The 22,171-nt window shown below is 41.8% G+C and carries 20 protein-coding genes; 12 read left to right on the forward strand and 8 right to left on the reverse strand.

Going from position 1 to position 22,171, the window contains the following annotated elements:
• Positions 1-10: 10 nt before the first annotated feature.
• From P2W82_RS04235 to P2W82_RS04270, 8 genes are all read left to right on the forward strand, one after another.
• Entirely contained in the window at positions 11-808 is a 798-nt protein-coding gene (locus P2W82_RS04235; protein WP_336514595.1) for a sulfite exporter TauE/SafE family protein, read from the forward strand.
• 89 nt (positions 809-897) lie between these two features.
• Entirely contained in the window at positions 898-2,310 is a 1,413-nt protein-coding gene (locus P2W82_RS04240; protein ID WP_336514596.1) for an MBL fold metallo-hydrolase, read from the forward strand.
• 23 nt (positions 2,311-2,333) lie between these two features.
• Positions 2,334-2,663, forward strand: coding sequence for a rhodanese-like domain-containing protein (locus tag P2W82_RS04245; protein WP_336514597.1), 330 nt, complete (start codon positions 2,334-2,336; stop codon positions 2,661-2,663).
• Positions 2,660-2,887 carry a YgaP family membrane protein gene (locus tag P2W82_RS04250; RefSeq protein ID WP_336514598.1) on the forward strand — a complete coding sequence of 76 codons (228 nt, stop codon included), beginning with the start codon at positions 2,660-2,662 and terminating at the stop codon, positions 2,885-2,887. The genes P2W82_RS04245 and P2W82_RS04250 overlap by 4 nt, the downstream gene beginning before the upstream one ends.
• 15 nt (positions 2,888-2,902) lie before the next feature.
• On the forward strand, positions 2,903-3,160 hold the full coding sequence (locus P2W82_RS04255) for a hypothetical protein (protein ID WP_336514599.1): 258 nt from the start codon (positions 2,903-2,905) through the stop codon (positions 3,158-3,160).
• A gap of 43 nt (positions 3,161-3,203) precedes the next feature.
• Positions 3,204-3,764 (forward strand): YeeE/YedE family protein, encoded by a 561-nt coding sequence (locus tag P2W82_RS04260; protein ID WP_336514600.1) that lies wholly within the window; start codon positions 3,204-3,206, stop codon positions 3,762-3,764.
• A gap of 10 nt (positions 3,765-3,774) precedes the next feature.
• Entirely contained in the window at positions 3,775-4,278 is a 504-nt protein-coding gene (locus tag P2W82_RS04265; RefSeq protein ID WP_336514601.1) for a DUF6691 family protein, read from the forward strand.
• A gap of 7 nt (positions 4,279-4,285) precedes the next feature.
• The gene (locus tag P2W82_RS04270) at positions 4,286-5,008 is read left to right on the forward strand and encodes a DUF2490 domain-containing protein (protein ID WP_336514602.1); all 723 of its coding nucleotides are present in this window, start codon (positions 4,286-4,288) and stop codon (positions 5,006-5,008) included.
• A 62-nt stretch (positions 5,009-5,070) separates the two neighbouring features.
• On the opposite strand, the gene P2W82_RS04275 is transcribed toward P2W82_RS04270, so the two are convergent.
• The 7 genes from P2W82_RS04275 to P2W82_RS04305 form a co-directional block, all read right to left on the reverse strand.
• The gene (locus tag P2W82_RS04275) at positions 5,071-5,487 is read right to left on the reverse strand and encodes a DoxX family protein (protein WP_336514603.1); all 417 of its coding nucleotides are present in this window, start codon (positions 5,485-5,487) and stop codon (positions 5,071-5,073) included.
• 1,312 nt (positions 5,488-6,799) lie between these two features.
• The gene (locus P2W82_RS04280) at positions 6,800-9,010 is read right to left on the reverse strand and encodes a hypothetical protein (RefSeq protein WP_336514604.1); all 2,211 of its coding nucleotides are present in this window, start codon (positions 9,008-9,010) and stop codon (positions 6,800-6,802) included.
• An 8-nt stretch (positions 9,011-9,018) separates the two neighbouring features.
• Positions 9,019-11,238: a hypothetical protein gene (locus P2W82_RS04285; protein WP_336514605.1), complete on the reverse strand. Its 2,220-nt coding sequence runs from the start codon at positions 11,236-11,238 to the stop codon at positions 9,019-9,021.
• Complete coding sequence (locus P2W82_RS04290; protein ID WP_336514606.1) at positions 11,238-12,431, reverse strand: hypothetical protein; 1,194 nt, start codon at positions 12,429-12,431, stop codon at positions 11,238-11,240. The genes P2W82_RS04285 and P2W82_RS04290 overlap by 1 nt, the downstream gene beginning before the upstream one ends.
• Positions 12,428-13,705: an AAA family ATPase gene (locus tag P2W82_RS04295; protein WP_336514607.1), complete on the reverse strand. Its 1,278-nt coding sequence runs from the start codon at positions 13,703-13,705 to the stop codon at positions 12,428-12,430. The genes P2W82_RS04290 and P2W82_RS04295 overlap by 4 nt, the downstream gene beginning before the upstream one ends.
• A 16-nt stretch (positions 13,706-13,721) precedes the next feature.
• Positions 13,722-15,440: a caspase family protein gene (locus P2W82_RS04300; RefSeq protein ID WP_336514608.1), complete on the reverse strand. Its 1,719-nt coding sequence runs from the start codon at positions 15,438-15,440 to the stop codon at positions 13,722-13,724.
• 359 nt (positions 15,441-15,799) lie between these two features.
• On the reverse strand, positions 15,800-16,150 hold the full coding sequence (locus tag P2W82_RS04305) for a DUF6249 domain-containing protein (RefSeq protein ID WP_336514609.1): 351 nt from the start codon (positions 16,148-16,150) through the stop codon (positions 15,800-15,802).
• 352 nt (positions 16,151-16,502) lie between these two features.
• Between P2W82_RS04305 and P2W82_RS04310 the strand changes: the two genes are divergently transcribed.
• Both P2W82_RS04310 and P2W82_RS04315 read left to right on the forward strand, forming a co-directional pair.
• The gene (locus P2W82_RS04310) at positions 16,503-17,099 is read left to right on the forward strand and encodes an RNA polymerase sigma factor (RefSeq protein WP_336514610.1); all 597 of its coding nucleotides are present in this window, start codon (positions 16,503-16,505) and stop codon (positions 17,097-17,099) included.
• 155 nt (positions 17,100-17,254) lie between these two features.
• Entirely contained in the window at positions 17,255-17,776 is a 522-nt protein-coding gene (locus tag P2W82_RS04315) for an anti-sigma factor family protein (protein WP_336514611.1), read from the forward strand.
• On the opposite strand, the gene P2W82_RS04320 is transcribed toward P2W82_RS04315, so the two are convergent.
• Positions 17,777-18,430, reverse strand: a complete 654-nt coding sequence (locus P2W82_RS04320; RefSeq protein WP_336514612.1) for an alpha/beta hydrolase — start codon at positions 18,428-18,430, stop codon at positions 17,777-17,779.
• 415 nt (positions 18,431-18,845) lie between these two features.
• Here P2W82_RS04320 and P2W82_RS04325 point away from each other — a divergent pair, with 415 nt between their 5' ends.
• Both P2W82_RS04325 and P2W82_RS04330 read left to right on the forward strand, forming a co-directional pair.
• Entirely contained in the window at positions 18,846-20,207 is a 1,362-nt protein-coding gene (locus tag P2W82_RS04325; RefSeq protein ID WP_336514613.1) for a pyridoxal-phosphate dependent enzyme, read from the forward strand.
• 1,115 nt (positions 20,208-21,322) lie between these two features.
• Positions 21,323-22,114, forward strand: a complete 792-nt coding sequence (locus P2W82_RS04330; RefSeq protein WP_336514614.1) for an ABC transporter substrate-binding protein — start codon at positions 21,323-21,325, stop codon at positions 22,112-22,114.
• Positions 22,115-22,171: the final 57 nt, after the last annotated feature.

Below are 22,171 nucleotides of genomic sequence, written 5' to 3' on the forward strand. Positions count from 1 at the left end.
AATTATGTCTATGGAATTAGCAGGGTATCTGGCTTCAATACTCATCGGTATTTCCCTGGGGCTGATCGGCGGCGGGGGAAGTATCCTCACCGTTCCGGTTCTTGTTTATCTTTTTCATATTGATGCGGGACTGGCTACCACAAATTCACTCTTCATTGTGGGAGCGACCAGTGTAGTTGGTTCACTCTCCTACTTCAGAAAGGGCCTGGTACATATTCCAACAGCAATTGTATTCGGTTTGCCATCAGTTGCGGCCGTATTCCTCACCAGGGCATTTGTACTCCCTGCAATACCGGAACATGTTTTCAGTATTGGCGATATTATGGTCACCAAAAACATGCTGCTGCTGCTACTTTTTGCTTTGCTTATGATCGGGGCGTCTTACAGCATGATTAAAACGGATCATCACTCGATACAAATGGCACATCCGATTCATAAAATAAGTTTTCTGCCTGTTCTGTTACAGGGATTGTTTACAGGTCTGATTACCGGGCTCGTTGGAGCAGGTGGCGGATTTCTCGTAATACCTGCACTGGTTCACTGGTTAAAACTGCCGATGAAGACAGCGGTGGGCACATCCTTGTTCATCATTGCAGTCAATTCACTTGCCGGCTTTTTCTTCTCAGTAAAACATGCTGAGATTCATTGGCATTTCCTGCTGATCGTTGCTTCTATTGCCATCGTTGGTATTCTTATAGGCAGTTATTTTTCAACAAAGATCCAGGCGCAGAAACTCAAACCGGTATTTGGCTGGTTTGTGCTGGTGATGGGTTTGTATATCATTATCAGGGAAACGATTGTAAAATAAATTCGGTTGTGTAACAAAAGTAGCCGTACACGAAAAAATCAAATCGCAATTTTGTTTTAACCATTTAGAAATCTTTATAAATACAAATAATGAAACTGGAACAGATTTATACCGGATGCCTCGCACAGGGTGCCTACTATATCAGCTCCAACGGCGAAGCTGCTATCATCGATCCTCTGCGCGAAACACAACCTTATCTCGATCGCCTGAAAAAAGATCAGGTAAAACTCCGATACATTTTTGAAACGCATTTCCATGCCGATTTCGTAAGCGGCCATATTGATCTGAGCAAAAAAACAAATGCTCCTATTGTATTTGGCCCAACTGCAAAACCGGAGTTCGGTGCAGTGATAGCTGAAGACAACGAGGTCTTTAATATCGGTGATGTAAAAATAAAAGTTTTACATACTCCCGGTCATACCATGGAAAGCAGCTGCTACCTGCTTATTGATGAAAATGGAAAGGAAACGGCTTTATTCAGTGGGGATACTCTTTTCCTGGGTGATGTTGGTCGCCCCGACCTCGCTCAGAAATCAGCCAATATGAGTAAAGAATACCTGGCCGGGTTGCTATATGACAGTATTAACAATAAGATTCTGCCCCTGGCCGATGACGTTATCATTTATCCGGCACATGGCGCAGGATCTGCCTGTGGAAAGAACATGATGAAAGAAACCGTGGATACACTGGGGAACCAGAAGAAAACCAATTATGCATTGAAACAGCCCGACAAAGATTCTTTCATCAAAGCTGTCACGGATGGTCTTTTGCCACCTCCTGCTTATTTCGGAATGAATGTAGCCATGAATAAAAAAGGATATGACAGTTTCGATGAAGTACTCAAACACGGCTTGAATGCATTGGATGCAGACGCATTTGAGCTGGCCGCGGAAACTACCGGTGCGCTCATTTTAGATACCAGGTCTAATAAAGATTTTGCTACGGGATTTATTCCGAGATCCATCAATATCGGCCTGACAGGTGATTTTGCACCTTGGGTCGGCGCCATGATCGTTGACGTAAAACAGCCCATTCTGCTGGTTACAGATCAGGGGAAAGAGGAAGAAGCAGTAACCAGGTTAAGTCGTGTAGGTTTTGATAACGTGATCGGGTACCTGGAAAACGGGTTCCCTGCATGGGAATATGCAGGAAAAGAATTTGATGCCGTTGTACGTATTAGCGCCGAACAGTTCGCGCATGAGTTCAAACCTGAGAAAAGCGTGGTATTTGACGTACGAAAGGAAAGTGAATACCTTGCTGAACATGTAGAAAATGCGTATAATAAACCACTTGCTTATATCAATGACTGGATCGGTGAAATTGACCCCGATAAACATTTCTATCTCCATTGTGCAGGTGGTTACCGCAGCATGATAGCGGCCAGTATTCTTCAATCGCGTGGTATCAGAAATTTTACTGAAATCGCCGGGGGATTTGCCGCTATTGCCAGGACAAGCACCCCGGTAACGACATTCGCCTGTCAGAGTAAGGTCTACAACTGATTATTAAAATAAAACTTTAAATTATGTTCGACATACTAAAAAACTTTTTCGGAAAACAGGACAACAGCGAGCTTGAAAAAGCGGTTGCGAAAAATCCATTCCTGGTTGATGTCCGCTCGTCCTCTGAATTCTTGTCAGGCAGTGTACCTGGAGCAGTAAATATTCCGCTGGATAAAATTCCTGCACAACTTTCAAAATTTAAAGGGAAAGAAAACATTGTAGTCTTCTGCCGAAGCGGAAACCGCAGCAGCGAGGCAAAGAGAATATTGGAGCGCAATGGATTTGAACATGTCATCAACGGCGGAACATGGCAGAATGTCCATCAGGTTGTCAACTCAAAACAAAACATATGAAAAAGAACATGGGCTCATCCGACAAAATCATTCGAATAATCATTGCAGCGCTCATTGCCGTATTGTATTTCACCGGTATCATTTCAGGAACCATCGCCATAGTAGCTGGTATGCTGGCAGTCATCTTTGTAGTTACCGCATTGATCGGCACCTGTCCATTGTATTCTTTGTTCGGGATCAGCACATTGAAAAAGAAAAAAGAACCAACGCCTTACCGTGGTTAATTAGAAAGTTACACTATGAATAGCTTAAGAAAATACTTTACGGACTGGAACACGGTAAAAGTGTTGCGACTGACGCTGGGAACATTTATTACGGTAGATGGCATTGTTTCCGGTGAATGGCTATTCGCTTTCGCGGGGCTGGTGTTTTCGGTGATGTCCCTGATGAGCGTCGGTTGCTGCGGAACATCAGGCTGCGCTTTACCAAAGTCCGGGACATGCATGACAAAGGACCAATTGACGAAGTCCGAAGACAAGTTGCAAACGACGGATTGAAAAATACTTCACTGGAAAAAATTAATTAAAGGAATATATACTGATGGAATTTCTGAAAAATCCCTGGCCATGGTATGTCGCCGGCCCATTGATTGGTTTAATTGTACCCGCACTTTTAATACTTGGAAACAAATCATTCGGCATCAGCTCCTCTCTACGACATATATGTGCTTCGTGCATGCCTGCCCGGATTCCGTTCTTTACATATGATTGGAAAAAAGAAATATGGAACCTGGTTTTTGTGATCGGCATTATAGTGGGGGCAGGATTAGCCACATATTATCTGTCAGGTCCCGCACCGATTAACCTCAATCCCAAACTGGTGGAGGAAATGAGCAGCTATGGCATCACCAACTTCGACTATATGGCACCGGTAGAAGTATTCAACTGGAAGTCTTTGCTGTCAATAAAAGGCTTTGTACTCATCGTTGTTGGTGGATTCCTGGTAGGTTTCGGAACCCGTTATGCAGGAGGCTGCACCAGCGGGCACGCGATTATGGGCTTGTCCAACCTCCAGATGCCTTCCCTGATTGCTACAGCATCTTTTATAATTGGCGGTTTTATCATGGCCAATCTTATATTACCCTTTGTTTTATCCCTCTGAAAAAATAAACATGTTACAACAAACGATAGTCAGCGACAAGGATTTCGCAACACGTTCCCTGGATACGATTTGTGTAAATGAAAGTCATTTGCAACATCGCTGGTATCACAACCTGAAATACCTGGTGATCGGCATTTTATTCGGGATTGTGTTAATTAAGGCTGAGGTTATCAGCTGGTTTCGTATCCAGGAGATGTTCCGTTTGCAATCATTTCACATGTACGGCATCATTGGTAGTGCAATACTGGTAGGTATGATCTCTGTGTGGTTAATTAAGAAAAAGAATATCCGGACTATCTATGGCGAAACCATCAGCATAACTCCAAAAAAGTTCAATAAAGGCCAGGTTTATGGAGGATTGATCTTCGGATTCGGTTGGGCTATCACGGGCGCCTGTCCGGGACCGTTATTTGCCCAGATCGGTGCAGGAACAACAGTTATCCTGGCAACACTGTTCAGTGCAATCGCAGGTACCTGGGTATATGGATTCTTAAGGGAAAAACTCCCTCATTGATCCGAACATGCTTGTGGTCAAAAGACTGCCCATTATTTTCGCCAGCGTATTTTTTCTTCAAACCGGTGAGGCGCAACACAACAATAGCTGGTTCAGGGGAACAGTAAGCCTGGCCGCCACTACAAAGTGGAAAGTCGATGCAGAACTACAACATCGGCGCCAAAGCGGAATAGATAACAGAAATATCATCGATGAGAACCTGATGTATAGCTTCAGAAGCTGGATACATTATCAGCATAGCAAGTATCTGAAATTCTCCATTTCACCATTTGCATACTATTCCAATTACCGCATTATCCGGAACCGGTATGATGAAAATGCAAAACCGATCGAGGAAATAAGGTTTTCTGCATCTGCAGAATTTCAACACAAATTGATCCGACAGTTACATTTTATTGACAGACTGGCCGTGGAGAACAGAATGTTTACTGGTGCACAGCCTGATGCTTTACGGTTTCGCAACCGCATTGGTTTGCGCTATGACTTCAATACAAAGTTTAAAACCGGGATTTATCAAGAAATTTTTTTAAATATGACAGGTGTTCAGGGTAAACATTATTTCGATCATAACCGGTTGGCTGTACAGACGGAATTTCAATTATCGCCAAGGCTCAAAACAGAATTTGCATTCATTTATATTACCAGATTACCATTGAATAGTGACCAAAAACTTTATGAGAATAATCTTTACCTGGGTTTTGTCTGGAACCTGTATACGATTAAACGCTGAACCTGCCTTTGCCGGCACGCAGGCGTTAAACGTTAAACTTTCAACGTTATACGTTTGACGTTTTACCATTTAGTGTCCGTACCCGCAAAAATCACTTCCGTTGACCAAAGTGCCCAAAACACAAATACCGGCTGAAGAAAAAGTCTGGCCAGTCTGAGACCATCAGTATTCAATCCGAAAGCATCGATACCATTTACATACTGCGAAATATTTCCTGGGAAAATAGCGATGAAGAATGCTGCGATGATCCAACCGATATTTTTCTTTTGTCTGATAAAGAATATCATGCAAAACCCAAGGATTATTTCAACAACCCCTGATATTAAAATTACCAGGCCAGGATCAACAGGTATCCAGGGGGGTACCTGTGCCATGAATTCATGACGCGCAAAAAACAAATGACTTAACCCGGCAAAGATGAGCATTAAGCCTAGAGCCACTCTCGCTGCAGACCTTATCAATACCGGTGTTTTTCGCATTTGTTGAATTAGGTTGAAAAGCTAGGATCTTTGATGCTGATTTCAAAAACTGCAGGAGAGTAAATCTAAAATTGTCGCGACTTTGTAATAACCGCACACTCCCGTATAGAAACAAGTCTGCGCGATGGTTAGTGGCTGACTTATGAGTTGTCAGCCTGCCTGTCGGCAGGGCAGGCAGGTTGTCAGAACAGTCGCGGAGTTGATCAGTGATATCAAGTATTTATCAGGCAGGTGTAAGGATGCAGTCCCATTATTAGCACATCGCTTTTACCGGCAAAAGAAAGTTATATAGCAGGAGTGTTAGCGTGTAGTGATGATTATCAAGCTTCAGTTATCTAAAGCTATAAATCCAATACAGGTCCTCTTTCGGGAAGATGGTTGGTGTAAAGTGAAAGGAATTTGTTGCTGATTATTTCAGCAAAATACTTTCCCGATTTTTGACTAATGTCTTAAAAAAAATCACCTGGCCTATCGCTCTTAACTTTTATAGTCCACCTTCTGCCACGGAATAAATTCTGTGGCCATAAAATCGCCGAGCTTATCGCCCTTGGTAGATTGCTGTGTGTAACGCCGACTTAAAGATTGAGTCAGCATGCATCGCAATTCTCAGAAAAGGGACAACGTCCCCATTTTTATAACAACAGATGTACTAAAACAATCATCGGGCATACGGCTCTAAACTTCTATGATTCACCTTATGCCATGTAATATATTCGGTGATTATACAAACGTCAGGCCATCAGCCCTTCTGTATTGCTGGTGTTATTTTCAAAAAACCTGAATTAAAAATGGTCTGAAATTTTTGAAAGAACATGCGCTTTATCGATGATCTAGTACCAGCGATATGTTCTGTATAAATCATCGGGCATACGGCTCTAAACTTCTATGATTCACCTTTTGCCATGTAATATATTCGGTGATTATACAATCGTCGGGCCATCAGCTCTCCTGTATTGCTGGTTCTGGCTTCAAAAAAATCTGAATTAAAAATGGTCTTAAATTTTTGAAAGAACATGCGCTTTATTGATGATCTAATACCTGCGGTATGTTCTGTAAAAATCGTAGAGTCTACGGCTCTATTGTAAAGCCGTCCTTAATATACTTTTCAAAATTGAATTAAAAATGTTCCATCATTCTGGAAAAGAGGCGGAGCCTCGACGATCTTATAACGGCGGATTTCAATCCGCCGCAAATGGCGAAGTAACTAGCAGAGAGCCGTAGGCTCGACCAATTTTAAAAGTTGAAAATTTCAAATGATCTCAAACAATCAAACTGTTCTGTTTTTCTATCGCTTATATAGCCTGCCTCCTCACTACCGGTATATATCCTCCTTCTGCCCATAAGTTATCTTAATCGGAATCGTCACCGAATGCCATCCTCCTTTTGGGAAACGTATGGACTCTACCTCAGGCGCGACACTTTCTTTTTTTGTTCCAGGCTCACTACCATTTTTCAGTGGTAGCTGCCATAACGGTTTCAGATCGATTGGTTCTTCTGAAATGAAAATCTTGAGATAATTATACGTCTCAAAAATATTATGACTGATCTGGTAATTTGAAACGGACACAGGAATAGTATTCCTCTGAACTGTTTGTCCTGCAGGTTGATACCTTAAGTCAAAATAATCGGTCCCTTCTTTTCTCGCAAGCGAAAAATCACCTCCTCCAATGCTGAACTGATTACCGAGATACAACTGAGCTATATGCAATTTCAACTGCGGCTTTGCTGATACCGGGGATCCTCGCCTACCTGGATAAGGTGCCGATTGTAAAGTCTCAGTGTGCATTCTGTCAGCAAGTTCCCAATCGGCATTCAATGCCGGATCATCTTCGGAATTTGCAGCAGGACTTTCATTTAAAAAGTTTTTCGAAGCCGGATAGTTTTGCATCACTGCCTCCTCCACTGTTTCTGCTTCTCCTCCTGCTCCTGTATTCTGAATTCGGTATTCTGAATTAACTTTTATCCGGCATCTGAATGATGGTGAAACCCAAACCTGAGCGGGTCGTATATAATGCAGAATAACCCGATCCGGATTTGTTGCTTGATCTATCGCAGGTTGCTGATCAATCGAATGATCATATGGGTATCCTTCAACAATTTCGAAAATTACATCTATGCTCTGATCACTAAATTTTGAAACGGGATTTTCCAGTTCAAGTACACCCTGCCATTTGGCGATGGCCTCCATTTCCTCAATAAACAAATGGGGATCTGGTTGCGGCCGGAATATCGACCTGATACTGAAATGTTCTGTTTCATACGTTGGCCAGGTCAGTGCAAAGCCACCTTCAATATAATGAATCAGGAATCTCGCCTGCTGAACCTCTTTTGTCAGTTCGATCAGGTGAATTTCAGCAATATGAAAAATCTCCAGTAATTGTTGCTTCTGTTCCACGGGAACTGTTTCAGCAATAGCAACTTTTATTTTCGAGAAAGATTGCTGGATCAATGACGCAGTATATTCACCTGAAGTATAGTATGGGGGAAAGCTAACAACACTATGATCTGCTTCCACTTGCTCGACAGTCACTTCTGAGCCATCAGGCAATCCGAAAACCGTTGACATAAATGGCAAAGAATTTCTCAGCCCCTGGTTAGCCCCTGCATTTAACTTCCATTTCGAATCAGAGCCATCAAAATATATTTTATATGCTGATGAATTTTTTATGGTTGGAGAAAACAATCGGTATTGAAGAATACTTTCAGGAATTGCTGTGAGTTTCGGCCTTCGGGTTTCCTCTGATTGCGACATACGTAAAACAATGCGCTCAAAAAATTCTTTGTAAGAATAATGGAATCCTTCTCCTTCGAGCAACCCAATCAGCGTTTCTGAAAAAATATTGTTGTCATCAAAACTGGCTTCTTCAGCAACCGCCGGTCGCACTTTATGCGGAGAACAGTTCTGAATGCATAATAATCGGTTATCTCCCAGTGAAGGAAACACTACTTCTCTTGTATCATCCGGAAGAAAAACAGATCTGGCGAAATCCAGGATCAGGACAATATTTGTAGACAACCCTTCGGTTACCCGTTGAAGATGACTTCCGAAGCTTTCATTATCTCCTTCGAGTAAATTCCCTGCTTCAACCCTGTCGTTGCTGAAAAGCAAATCAATAAATCCTTTCTCCAGAACAGGGTTTGCAAGACAAATGCCACTATAATAAATTATGCAGATGTCATTTTCACCGGCTTCTCTAAAACCATGCAAATACATATCCCTCCTGCTAACAGCGCCCCAGAATAGTCCCGGAAGATAGTCGACATTACCATTCTGATTTTCGGTGTATTTTTTTAAGGCAGCGTTTATTCTTTCAACATTTGCTTTTCCAAAAGTCAGATCACCTGAGGGAAGATAATCAGCATAACCTATACCTACTCCGGTGAAAAAAATTCTTCTTTTGGTTTTGATTTCTTTACCCAGATCCGCGCTTTTTTCTTTCAATGCAAATATGTGCGGTTCCGCGGCCCAGATGGCCTTTTTCAAAACATAAGTACCGTTATTATCGTTTGATACTACTCCCATATATTGAACTAGCGATAGTATTGAGGAAATATTTCGTTCAGATGCTGGCCATCCAGCAATTTCTGCATAATATAAATTCCGCTACGCATGGCGAGATCATCATCGATACTTCCTTTTACACCAAAGGCATACTTCACTCCGATCTTGGTGGACATTTCAGCGAAATAGTCGGATCTGCAGGTATTCAGCACCAGCATATCCAGTTGATCCTGGTAGTCAATAATTCTGCCGAAATCCTGAATTGTGAATGCTCCATCTTTTAACACCAGGTCACCATTTAAATCGAAGCCAGCGAGATAAAGCAATTGAATTCTGTTTCTGTTATTTGAATCCATGAAAAACTTATCCATTTTTGCTTTATCGGGATCTTCTAAAAAAACCGGCTCAAAAGCGTATTGCTCTTTTCTGCTTTCAAGAAGTTGACGAAGGCTTTGTTGTTCTTCTGCCATATAAGGCAGTTTTTTTTCAGGATCAGAAAAAACAAATCCCCAGACCGGAATGGCGGATTCCATTTTTATTTTTTTAAGATGCTCTAACTCCGAGATATAAAATTGCCGCGATTCTTTCTTACTGAAATTTTTACTCCTGGCAAAGCTGGTCAGCGCCTCTGCTGTAGCAGCATCCCATTTTCCGTTGGAATGAAATTGGAAAAAACCGGTGTCTCTCAGGAGATCCTGCAGGTAGCCCATGCTGGGATTATCCGTCTTAAAAATCCTCCTGTACCCTTCTTTCGTTCCAATCATTTCAGGCCTTGCTTTCACATCTGCCGGTGTATGTTTTTGCACGGCCTCAAGTGTGCGAAGAAAGACCTGCCGGATGTTTTCAATGTGCCCGTAACTCACCAGTACAATGGAAAGTTCTTTGGTAAAAAGACTACAGACTTTGTCGCCGATTTTTACATCACGAGCATTTTTCACACCTGATTGAATCACGAGGTTGGTTTTATTTGCCGGATCCAGCCAGCGATCGGAACCTTCAGCATCAATCTGTAAAACCATAGTAACGGAATTACAATTGAAACTTTTACCCATCGTACAGATTTGCTGAGCACTGAGCCATCCATTCATATCACCAAAGGCGGGATCGGAATCAAAACACTCGAGATGGTCGCCATCATCATTGAATTTTGTTTCCGCAGAAAAGTAAATAATGACATCATCGTTTTTATCTGCCTTACCCGCAACTGAAACCAGGGTCTGCAGTACTGAGTGTTTGATAAAGTTTGCATCAGTCAGACTTATCAGGTGATCTTCATCCGGATCAAAATGTTTTTTTAATGATTCGAGTACAAATGTTGTGTTGTTCAGATGTATATCCTGTTGATCAGGATTTTGTTTCTCTCTCGAAGTGCCGCCTGCGACAATCAGCCAGGTATTTTTTTTGGTAAGCTGTTTGAATTTCTCAGCAGCTGTTCCACTGATCCTGACAGGAATTCCTTCTTTTCCTGTTTTACTCAGGTAACTCAGAAGCGTTTTATCTTTTCGAAGCCGTTCAACAAAACCTTCACTGTTTTCCTGAACGAGTTCCGACCATGCCTCGAGAATATGACTATGCTTATCATAAAACTCCAAAACGCTCTGGTCTGAGTCTTCATTACTCAGGTAACGTAGACGCTTACCTGTTTTGACAAACCGGTCAAGCGTGCGCATCATCTCCGTTTCCTGTTGCTGTTCAGCAGCTTTCTGCAAACGTGAAAGAAGAATGGCAGCAGTTTGCTCTGGACGCGTGTATGATATCGCCTCCAAAATCTGTAATTCACTGAATTCCGGCCCCCAACGATATAAAGCTGAATTTGGCAGATGATGATACTCTTCAACAAAAGCAGCGATCTCAGCGATCGACCTCAATTCTCTTTTTTTCCAGATGGGATTGGCTCCTTCCTGTTCCAGCCATTTCAAAAATGCAAGCCTGATTTCACTGCTCATTTCATACAACTCCAACCCCACTTCCCTGCACATTGGAGAAAGTAGTATATCGGAAACGGCCACCCGATGGATGGAAACCGGCGCTCCCGCCCAACGGTAACCGTTGAAATTCTGCCAGGTCTTGTACAACAGGTCGGGTGTCAGCAAGGCAGGTACCGAAGCATACGCAGCCATAATAAAATGACCGTAGCGATATTCTTCAAAATAGCCATCGACATAACGTTGAAAGAACCATTCGATCTTACTCTGATCGCCACTGGAAAGTGATTCAGTTGGAAAATTTGGCGGAAGCTGACTTACCATTAGTTCATTAAAGCGGGTTTCTGATGTTTCAAAATTGTTCGGAGTGTTTCCTGGAATTTATCACCATATCTATCCAGCACCGGTGCCATGAGGAAAACTTTTTTGCTGATTAGCTCTGCCGCATTTCCTTTCCACCTGTGCATCGGCATGGGGTTCAACCAAATGGTATGAGCGCAGGTCTCATCAAGAAAATCAAGAAATGCACCAGTGATTTCTGTTCTTGACTTTCGTCTTTCCGGATTACTGTTTCCCCTTGCAGCGCCTGCATCACTGATCACAACAGCGAGTGTAAAATTCCTATTTGTTTTCAGTAATGCCTCTTTGATCTTTACCGGCCCGCTCATATTCGGATTGGTAAAAACATATCCGACGGGATGATTCTGAAAATAGTACACCGGAACCCTGGGATGCCCACCACCCTTTCTTGCAGTTTCGATTAACCGGTTGGTGAGTTCATGAAAAGGAGCCATCGATCCACGGTAATCGGCAAAAATGATTAATGTGTCCTCACGGTTACGTTCACCTGATTTATATACCGGATTCAGAAATAATCCATCTTTTGCAACTTGCTTTATAGTTTCTTCTACATCGATTCCCTCTCTTGCATCACTTTTTTCTTTCAGTCTTAAAAACTGCCAGCCTTTTACCATTTGTCTTCTCGTTACCGGGAAATATTCATCTGTCTGCAGAAACTCTGTTTCAGAAGATGAATACTGAACCTGCTGCTCATGTGCAACCACCTGGATCGGCAGGAACTGAAGCTGAAGTGTTTCCTCCTGCTCCATGGGCTCCGGCATGATGGATGTATCGGCTGCATTATCCATTTGTGGATGGTGTTGGGATACATTATCTTTTACCGGAGAACCAGGTGAAGGATTTTCTTTTTTCGGCTCCGGCTTTATTTTTGAAGCATCTGTCGCCTGGCTTGTTTTTGCCACAAGCGACTCCAGGAAAATTTTTTCTTTTTCAATGGCAACATCCAGTAACGTATCAAACTGACGCTCATCCCGGAAATCCTGCAGAAACATGAATTTGCAGAATTGCCTGAACTGTTTCCAGTCTTCGTCGTATGACACATGGCCGCCTTCCAATGACTTCAGGAATTGCTGGTATTTGTCGATCCAACGCTCGTAGCTGAGCTTCTTTTCGAGCTCATGAAAAAAATTCCAGAAGGGTAATCTTGCAAGGCTCATGCAGGTTTGGTGGTTTTTATTGATTGCTCACGCCTGTTCACTGCAGCGTATGTTTTTAACAGCGCCTGGAAATAGAATGGAAGATGTTTTAAACCATTCTCTGCAAAATCTTCACTCAAACCATTCGCCTTGTTTTTCTTATAATCGTTTATCCAATCACGTACCTCTTTCGATTGAATATTTTCAGGATTCTCTAAATCGAATTGGTATGCTCTTAACCAGTCAAGTAACTCTGAAGTCGAAACGCGTTTATTATCAGCAGGATCATTTTTGATATCTTCTCTCAGCTGGTTAAAGTGGCGAATGGCCAGGTCGACAAACGACATTTGTTTCGGATGTCCGTTTGCGTTGGCGGGATCGGCGCTCATATTGACCAGGGCAAACTGTTCTTCAAGCAATCCAGGCATATGAGCACGGATGATTTCGACCAGTTGTGAATCATCAGGAAATCGGATGTACATAAAAAGGCATCTTCTCAGGAAAGCTTCGGGCAATTCCCGTTCATCGTTACTGGTGATAAATATAATTGGCGGATAACGGGCTTCAATAACTTCGCCAGTTTCCGAAGAAGGAATAGTGAAACGCCGCTCATCGAGTTCCAGCAGCAGATCATTCGGAAAATCAATATCTGCTTTGTCAATTTCATCGATTAGTAAAATGGAAGGATTTTCTGCTGTTGATGTAAGAAACGCCTTCCCCATAGGACCAAAAGTTCTGTACTTTTTCAGATCCTGTTCTACCGGCGCTGGGTCGGTTGAAAGATTTTTCGCAATCTGCGCATCACGCAACCTTGCAATATGATCGAAGTAATAAAGGCCATCAACTGCTTTCGACGTGCTTTTGACCTGCCATTCAAAAAAATGATTTTTGTATTCGTCGCCATACCACTCAAAAGCGAGTGACCGTGCCAGTTGGGTCTTGCCACTGCCCGGTTCCCCCTTAATCAATACAGGACGATTCAATATTTGTGCGAGACGTACAAGTTCTTTAATCTCCGGCGAAGGCAGGTAAGGCGGGATCGGTCTTGCCTTTGTGAATTTTGGATTACCGGCATGGTCTTTTTGCTGGACATAACTCCATGTCTCAGTTGTTTTATCAAATTCAAGTTCAGACACGGGAATCACCGGAGTAGCTGGCATCAGTCTTTCACGGATAATTTCATTGCCGCTGCTGTCTTTTGCTTTTATCAGTTCAACCGTGAACCTGCTGGTGGAACCTTTGATGCCGGGATTCGGTGTTGGAAATGGTCTGATCAAAACATCATTATTTGGCATAAGGCGCATTTAATCGTTAGAAAAGCCAGAGTTGTTCCTCGAGTTTCAATTTGTCCACGCCCATTTTGGTACTCACTTCAACAATAAAATTTTCGATCTCATAATTACGTGCATCCTGGAAATACCAGTTCATGTCAACAGACTGCAGATTTTTCGATTGAATCTCTCTTTTGGATAGATCGAGCCATCTTTTTGCATGGCCGAGAAACAACGGTTCAACAGGTGCTGAGATCACCACTTTTACTGAATTACCCACTTTGTTTACAAAATGATCTCTTTTAAAGAAAGGCGTTTCAGCAATTCTTGTTTCTGCAATTACGAGTATTATTCTGTCGAAGGATTTATTGAGATAGGGCGCTGATTGTTTTACGATATTGATTTCTTCATATAACTCCTTACAGAATTGAATGATGTTTTCACTTTGCGTAGCAGATTGAAAATTACAACCCAGGTAGATAATTAATGGTTTATCAGGATTTTTCTGCGTTTCATCTCTTAGTATTTGTCCGCAAATACTTATTGCACATTGCTGCCTGAAATTGCTTTCCGTTGTAATTATTCCTTTAGATGCAGCCAATGCCTCCCAGGCACCGCTGCTGGTTTTGTCCGGCTCGAGGACGATATGATGCGAGAATTTCAGATCTATATTTTGCTGGTAGCGCAATTCTTCGAAAAAAACTTTTCCCTGCAGTTTGTGTATGTTAAAATTGGAACACATGGTGGTGATGATGATAAAATCATCGTTGCCACCCTGGCTATAATCGCGAAGAAGATCATCACGCTGACGTATAAAATTCAGATGTCTGATGAATGAAACCGAAAGCTGATCCACGGGCGGCACATCAGGATCTTTTAATTCAAAGATAAATTCACCCTGACCGTATTCTGTCGGAAGTGTGAAGTAACTGATTTCCTGGCTCGGATTTTCTTCCAGCATTTCAACATAATACCTGCTGAATTTTTCCTGTAACAGTTTTTTATCGATGGCTGATTTCGGATAAGTATTTGTCTGAAGCAAATTGCAAAGTGCTTTAGCGAACGGACTGCCCTGGCCGGGTGCGCCATCGCTTGCTTTCTGGTGTAATGAAGATGAAACCAATGCCCTCCTGGAGAAAAAATAAGGCTTGGCCAATGCAAAACCTAAACTTCCCGATCCTGCAAAACAACAATCAAGAATGAGCAACAGATCCAGACAATTTTTTCTGTTTATAAAATCGTAGAAAGATTCGTAGAGATCGCCAATGCGTACCCATGTGTTTCGGTACAAGTCACTTTTAATTCCATCGAAAGGGATGATGAAACCGGTAGTACCGCCTTTGTCAACTCCATGACCTGCAAAATAGATGAGCAGGTTGTCTTTTTCTGTGAGGGTCTGAGAAAGGAATTGAATGTGTTTCGAAATATTGACAGAAGTTGCATTCCTGTTGTAAAGGCATTTTACATCCGGTGAATCGTATTCGATGATTTCTTCGTTATAACCTTCCAGCTTTTTACCCGTCGCCTGCGAATTGAATTTGTATTTCGACAGCAATACTTTCGTTACAGCATTGGCATCAGAAACTGCATTATCAAGTTTATTAAACCTGAATTTTTCGACCGGTCCTTCTGAAAGCGGAATTTGTGGAAACTCGGCTTCATCATAATTGTCTATAGCGATGACAAAAAGATAATTCCTGAGGTCTTTTGGTTTCTCAGCTCCGTTGACGGTAAGCGTATCTAGTCCGATATCGCGCATATAATATCACAGGTCGGGAATACATGGTGGGTCGGTAAATAAATCCAGAAAAGCAATCTTTTAAGCCTTGGGATCCACAATGAATTCCGTGATTTTCTTACTACAGAAACAGAACCATATCTGTGCTGAGAGACAAACAGCAAAACGACTGTCTGTGAAAGTGGAAGAAATATGGAATCAGCAGGTCAGTTTCGAAAGGGTTCTGGTTTCGGCCATTAAGTTAACAAATTATTTCGCAACAACCGTAAAGGGATAGCTGCGTACCCGCATTATGTTATGATAAGCCATATAAAAGCAAAAAAGTCATCTCTTACGAAATGACTTTGATATAAAACAACTCCGACTTCCAGACTTATAAACTACAGCCGCTCTTTGTCCAGTAATTCTCTCTTTTCGATCCTGTAGGAGCTGATCAGTCCGAGGCCGCCGCCTATGCCGATGAAAGCAAACCACAGTGCGGGATTTTCGTCATCGTGCAGGATATACTGTGTGATCAGGTAGGCGAGTGCGAGACCTATGCCTGCGCCGAGCAATAAAAGACCATTTTTCAGGTTGCGATAAGGTGCGGGCCTGTTGGCAAATTCCTTAGGGTTCATTCCTTTTTCAATCATTGCCGTTGCTTCTCTGTTCTTCAGGTAAAAAATGCCAAATATTAAAGCCATACCGCCGAGTGGAACCAATATCGGAATAAGTACTTCTCCGCTATCCATAAAATTTGTGTTTAGTGTTTTTGTAAAAACTTGTTACGAAATATCAGACTACGCGTGGTTCGGGAAGGTTACAGAATTTTGGAAGAATTTTCAGGTCGCTGATTTTCAGCAACTTAATTGGCGGCGTCGGTGTTTGGACTACAAACACCTCCCAGGTTTAAGACCTCGCAGGTTTAAGACCTCGCAGGTTTAAGACCTAACAGGTTTTAAGACCTAACAGGTTTTAAGACCCGGCAGGTTTTAAGACCTGGGAGGTTTTAAGACCCGGCAGGTTTGAAGACCTCGCAGGTCTCTTTTGAAAAGTTTAATTTTAATAAAGCATGTAACCTCTAAAAACAAGCTGTAGTCATATATGCAGGACATGCAGAACGGACAAACAGATAACGAGCTGATCAGAGTTGTTTTATCGGGTGACCATCAGGCATATAAAACATTGGTGGAGCGATACCAGCATTATATTTTCACGCTGGCTATGCGCCTCACCGGATCAAGAGAGGATTCAGAAGAAATAGCTCAGGATGTATTTGTAAAAGCATTTCGTTCACTGGCCGACTTCAAGTTCACCGCCAAATTCAGTACCTGGCTCTATACCATAGCTCATAACACCGGCATTACCCATCTCCGAAAGAAAAAATTATCCATTCAATCGTTAGATCAGGAAGGAACTTTTATCCAGGTGGAGAACCAGGAATCGGATTTTAAGGCGAATCAGATAGAAGAAAAACATCGGAGGCAAATGGTAAACAAGGCAATTGAATTGCTTTCGCCTGAAGACGCCCAGATAATAACGCTGTTTTATAAAGGCGAACAAACGCTTGAAGAAATAGCGCGAATACTTGCGGTAGAACCGAATACTGTTAAAGTAAGGTTGTTCCGGGCGAGACAAAGATTGAAAGAAAAGATGGAACGCTATTTCGCAGAAGAGGTTAAATCGCTGACGAGTATGTAGATGGAATTGCTGATTCAGCTAGCGTATTTGGGTAAAAGTTGAAGGTTGTAAGTTTTAGGTTATAAGTTGTAGGTAAAACTTGTAGGTTAAACAGCCATTATCGGCGGAATTGAAAATGCTCTGATTAATTAAAAAGGATTTTTTAAATTGAGTATATGGACCAGGAAAAAAACATGGAGTTGCTCTTGTGGGAATATATTGACGGACAACTTTCCGGCGAAGAGAAAATAAGAGTTGAACAACTACTTCACCAGGACGCAGAATGGAAGAAAACATTTTTTGAAATAAAAGAGATGAATGCTTTGCTCATGAGCAGTGAGACCGAACAACCGTCCATGCGTTTTTCAAAAAATGTAATGGATGAAATTGCGCGGTATAAAATTGCTCCAGCGACTAAATCGTATGTCAATAAAAAGATCGTTTTTGGTATTGCCGGATTTTTCCTCGTATTAATCGCCGGCTTCCTTATATATTTATTTACCCAGATTGATTTCAGTGCATCTTCATCAACGCCGATGCCTGTTGAACTTCCTGAATTAAAACTTGACTGGAAGAAATGGATCAATTCAACTTCAGTTCAATTGTTCCTGATGGCTGATATTGTTTTCGGATTGATGCTCCTGGACAGGTTTCTTACGAAAAGAAAAAATGCTGCGATCAACAAGCTCCAGCATTGATTAAACGGGCTTCTCCAATAAAACTTCAGCAATTATTGAGTTGATGTCATCGGCGCGGTCCATCACCATTAGATGACCACCTTTAATGATCGTGTGTGATGGCTTTGTATATCGATGCGGAAAAACAAAATCATCTGTTCCGTGGATATGCACATAATTGCTGCTTTCGGATACAGCCTCCCATTCCAATGCTGCAATCATAGCCCAGCGAATGAAACCAGGATCTGCATTCCGCACCATTGAACGAATTATGTCTTTGTCTTCATTGGTTTCTGCAGTAAAAAGGCGCCGAAACATCACACCATTTTTTATCAGGCTGATGGGAACGAAACGAGGCAGACCTGCTTTGTACATCCATCTGAAATAACCGGGCAATTGTTTGTGTTCAGGAACGCTCGCAATGAGTATGGTTTTATCGGAAGGAAAAAGTCTGCTGATTTCGACAGCAAGCATACCGCCAAAAGAAACACCAACCAGAATAAAATTCACACTGGTATCCATTTGCCCGGCCATACGACGCGCATAGCTTACGAGACTCTCATTTTTTTCAGGTACAATCCAGTTCAGGAATACAGGTTCATAGTTGTCCGGAAACCGGATGTGCCGGAATACTCTTTCATCTGCGGCAAGCCCTCCAATCAAGTATGCTTTCATATACCAAAGTTAACATGTCGGGAATTTTGCGATAATCGACATCTGTTAAATATCCAGAGCCCGTGCCGGGCTCCCTCCCTCCCCCACCTGCCAGCCGTCCAATGGGTGGTGCTGAAAATGGCTGAAGAATGATCTTCTGGTGGGAAGATCCTGACAAATCCATTTCAGCACCAAAAGATGCTTTGCAAAGCAGGCATGACTTTCATTCCCGGGCAATCAGTCATGCCTTGTTAACGATAATACCATCAACACTTCAAAGATCCAATTTCAAACCTGCGATTCCAAGTGTAAAACACGAATACACCTGCGAAAAACACATCCGACTAATGGTTTTTTATCGTTGCTGTGTTTCGTGACTTAATCAACCTCAGAAAACGAATCCTGTTTGCCTAACTTTATAAAAAAAATTCCACGCATGGATATCAGGAACAATATTCTGGAAACGATTGGCAATACTCCTTTGATCAAATTAAATAAAATAACACGCGATTTCCCCTGTGATGTGGTTGCCAAGGTTGATTATTTCAATCCCGGCAATTCAATCAAAGACAGGATGGCTGTGAAAATGGTTGAAGTTGCGGAACAACAGGGTTTGCTGAAACCTGGTGGAACCATTATAGAATGCACAAGTGGAAATACAGGTATGGGTCTCGCTCTGGCAGCTATCGTAAAAGGATACAAATGCATTTTTACTACCACCGATAAACAGTCAAAAGAAAAAATGGATATCCTGAAGGCTGTAGGTGCCGAAGTAATCGTCTGTCCGACTAACGTGGAACCTGATGATCCAAGAAGTTACTATTCTGTAGCACGCAGACTGGCGAAAGAAATTCCCAATTCATTTCATGCTAATCAATATGATAACCTGGCAAACCGCTTAGCGCATTACGAAACAACCGGACCTGAGCTGTGGAACCAGACGGATGGAAAAATCACTCACCTGGTTTGTACTGCAGGTACCGGTGGTACGGTAACAGGTACTGCACAGTTTCTGAAAGAGAAGAATCCCGATATTAAAGTATGGGCAATCGATGTGTATGGTTCATTGCTCACAAAATATTTCAATACCGGTGAGATTGATATGAATGAAGTTCATCCTTACATATCGGAAGGATTCGGTGAAGATTTTGTTCCTGAAAATTATGATATGTCGGTCATCGATCATTTCGAACAGGTGACGGATAAGGATGGCGCTATTATGGCGCGAAGGATTGCTAAGGAAGAAGGTTTGTTTTGTGGTTACAGCGCGGGTAGCTGTTTACAGGGATTGATGCAACTCAAATCATCTTTGAAAAAAGGAGATCTTGTGGTGTGTATTTTTCATGATCATGGCAGCAGGTATGTTGCGAAAATTTATAATGATCAATGGATGATGGAACGTGGTTTCCTCGAAGTGAAAACATTCAAGGATATCATCAATGGTCGTGGAGTAAGACAGAGATTGGTTTCAGTGGAACCAGATCGCACAATCGCAGAAACTGTTGAGTTAATGAAAAAGTATGATATTGAACATATTCCGGTGATCAGTGAAAGTGAACCTATAGGTGCGATTAGTGAGAACGGACTGTTTCAAAAAGTGTTCTCCAACCCTGATATAAGAAACGAAAAAGTTAAAGCGGTAATGGAATCACCTTATCCATTAGTTGATTTTAATACTCCGGTGGAAAGAATCAGTACACTAATCAATAAAGAAAACGGTGCAGTATTAGGAAAAGATGAGAGTGGGAATTTTCACATTGTAACCAAGTACGATATTCTGCAGGCTCTTGCCAAATAGGTTCCAAAATTTTACATCGCTCATTATCATAACATTAAGCCGCTTTACTGCTTCAGGTGATTCAAATAGGAACAGCTGTTCGCGTAGATTTACGAATGGTAAATACTGTATATCTCCTATCCCAGAGGTAAAAAATGCGGTGTTAAAAATGAGTGAAAATGCTCTTGCACACGCATGTATGGGCTATTATCTTTGTTCCAGAAGTTGATTGAAAGGATAAGTACACCTTAACCGCCAATATCCAAAACCATCCAAGAAAAAGTTATCATCCAATATCAATGAAAGGGTGAAGCTACTCCTCTACAATCTTCTTCAAATAGCTCGTTCCACGGGCACCGTTTTTAAAGATCCAATATCATCCTAAGCATTCCTGCTGACCAGAAAGACCGAAACCAATTCCTGATTCGACTTAAAGTAAAACTTGAGTTGAGTTCGAAAAACCAGAATTATCCAAGATCCAAAAAACCAAAACAAAATCCAACGTCTTAGACAAACCAAGAGAAATCCAATGTTATTTTGAAGACCAAGTTTTCCAATTATCCTGAAACCAAATTTGAAATCCAATTCCACTGAACCAAACCACCAGAAACCTCAAACAAAAAATTGTTTGATTCAATTTCCGGAAAAACCAAAACAAACCCTTTATTCTGAGAAACCACAAATCCAATTACCATTGAAAGAAACCACAAACAATCTAATAGGAATTGTTTGACACTATCCAGAAAAACCAGGTATCCAATTTATCCGAGAAACCAAAAGAAAAAAATCCAAGTCCTGTACACACCATCCGAAAAAAAAATTGTCAGATTCAGGTTAATTCCTGGTAACGAAAATCAATCCTATTAAAAACCAGTAGAATTTAAGGCTTCTGACAAATGAATTGTCCCGCTCAAAAGGCGGGACTTTTTTTTGTTTATAGTTGCTAGTTGTTAGTTCTTAGTTCTTAGAAGGCAACAGATCATTGAAAATAACCGGATGGATAAAGTTTCGTTGTTCGTTGTTCGTTGTTCGGTGAAACGCCCAGTTTACCGTTTTCCGTTTTTTTCGGCTTTTCTGAATGCCTTTTACCTTAACTATTGCCTGGCTGTACCTTTTGCCCCCTTACTTTTGCCTGAATGATCACTTCCATCGACCAGATTAGCGAGAAAATTCAATTGCAGAATTTTCCTGAAAGAATTGTTTCGTTGGTGCCGTCACAAACGGAATTACTTTATGATTTCGGATTAAACGAACAGGTAAAGGGAATCACGAAATTTTGCACAATGCCTGCTTCATGGTTTCATCAAAAAATTAAAATAGGCGGTACAAAGAATCTGAATATCAAAAAAATCCGGGATCTGGGGCCTGATCTGATTTTTGCAAATAAGGAAGAAAATGAAAAAGATCAGGTTGAACTGCTTAGAGAAATTGCGCCGGTTTGGACGTCGGATGTTTCAGATCTGGTAAGCGCTTTAAGAATGATCACTTCGATTGGAGAGCTCACTGGTCGCAAAAACAAATCGGATCAGATCGTAAAGGTTATTTCTGAAAACTTCTCCAATCTGAAACAGGCTCAATACAAGCCATCTGTTGCTTACCTGATCTGGTATGACCCGATAATGGTGGCAGGGGGCGACTGTTTTATAAACGATATGATAAGTAAAGCCGGTTTCCGAAATTGCTTTTCCGATCAGTCGAGATATCCCAAAATTGATATTGAAGAAATCAGGCAATTCTCTCCCGAACTCATTTTTCTATCTTCTGAACCATTTCCTTTTTCAGAAAAACATAAACGCGAGTTTGAGCTGCTCTTTCCTGCATCTGCAATAGTATTGGTAGCCGGTGAAATGTTCAGTTGGTATGGAAGCCGGCTGCTATATGCTCCTGCATACTTCCGAACCTTGCATGTTCCCGCGTTGGACGTTTAACGTTCAACTCCTGCCTGCCGGCAAAGGCAGGTTGAACGTAAAACCTACATATCCCCT

This window comes from Pollutibacter soli (genome assembly GCA_029269725.1).
In the GTDB taxonomy this organism is placed as follows: Bacteria; Bacteroidota; Bacteroidia; order Chitinophagales; family Chitinophagaceae; genus Pollutibacter; species Pollutibacter soli.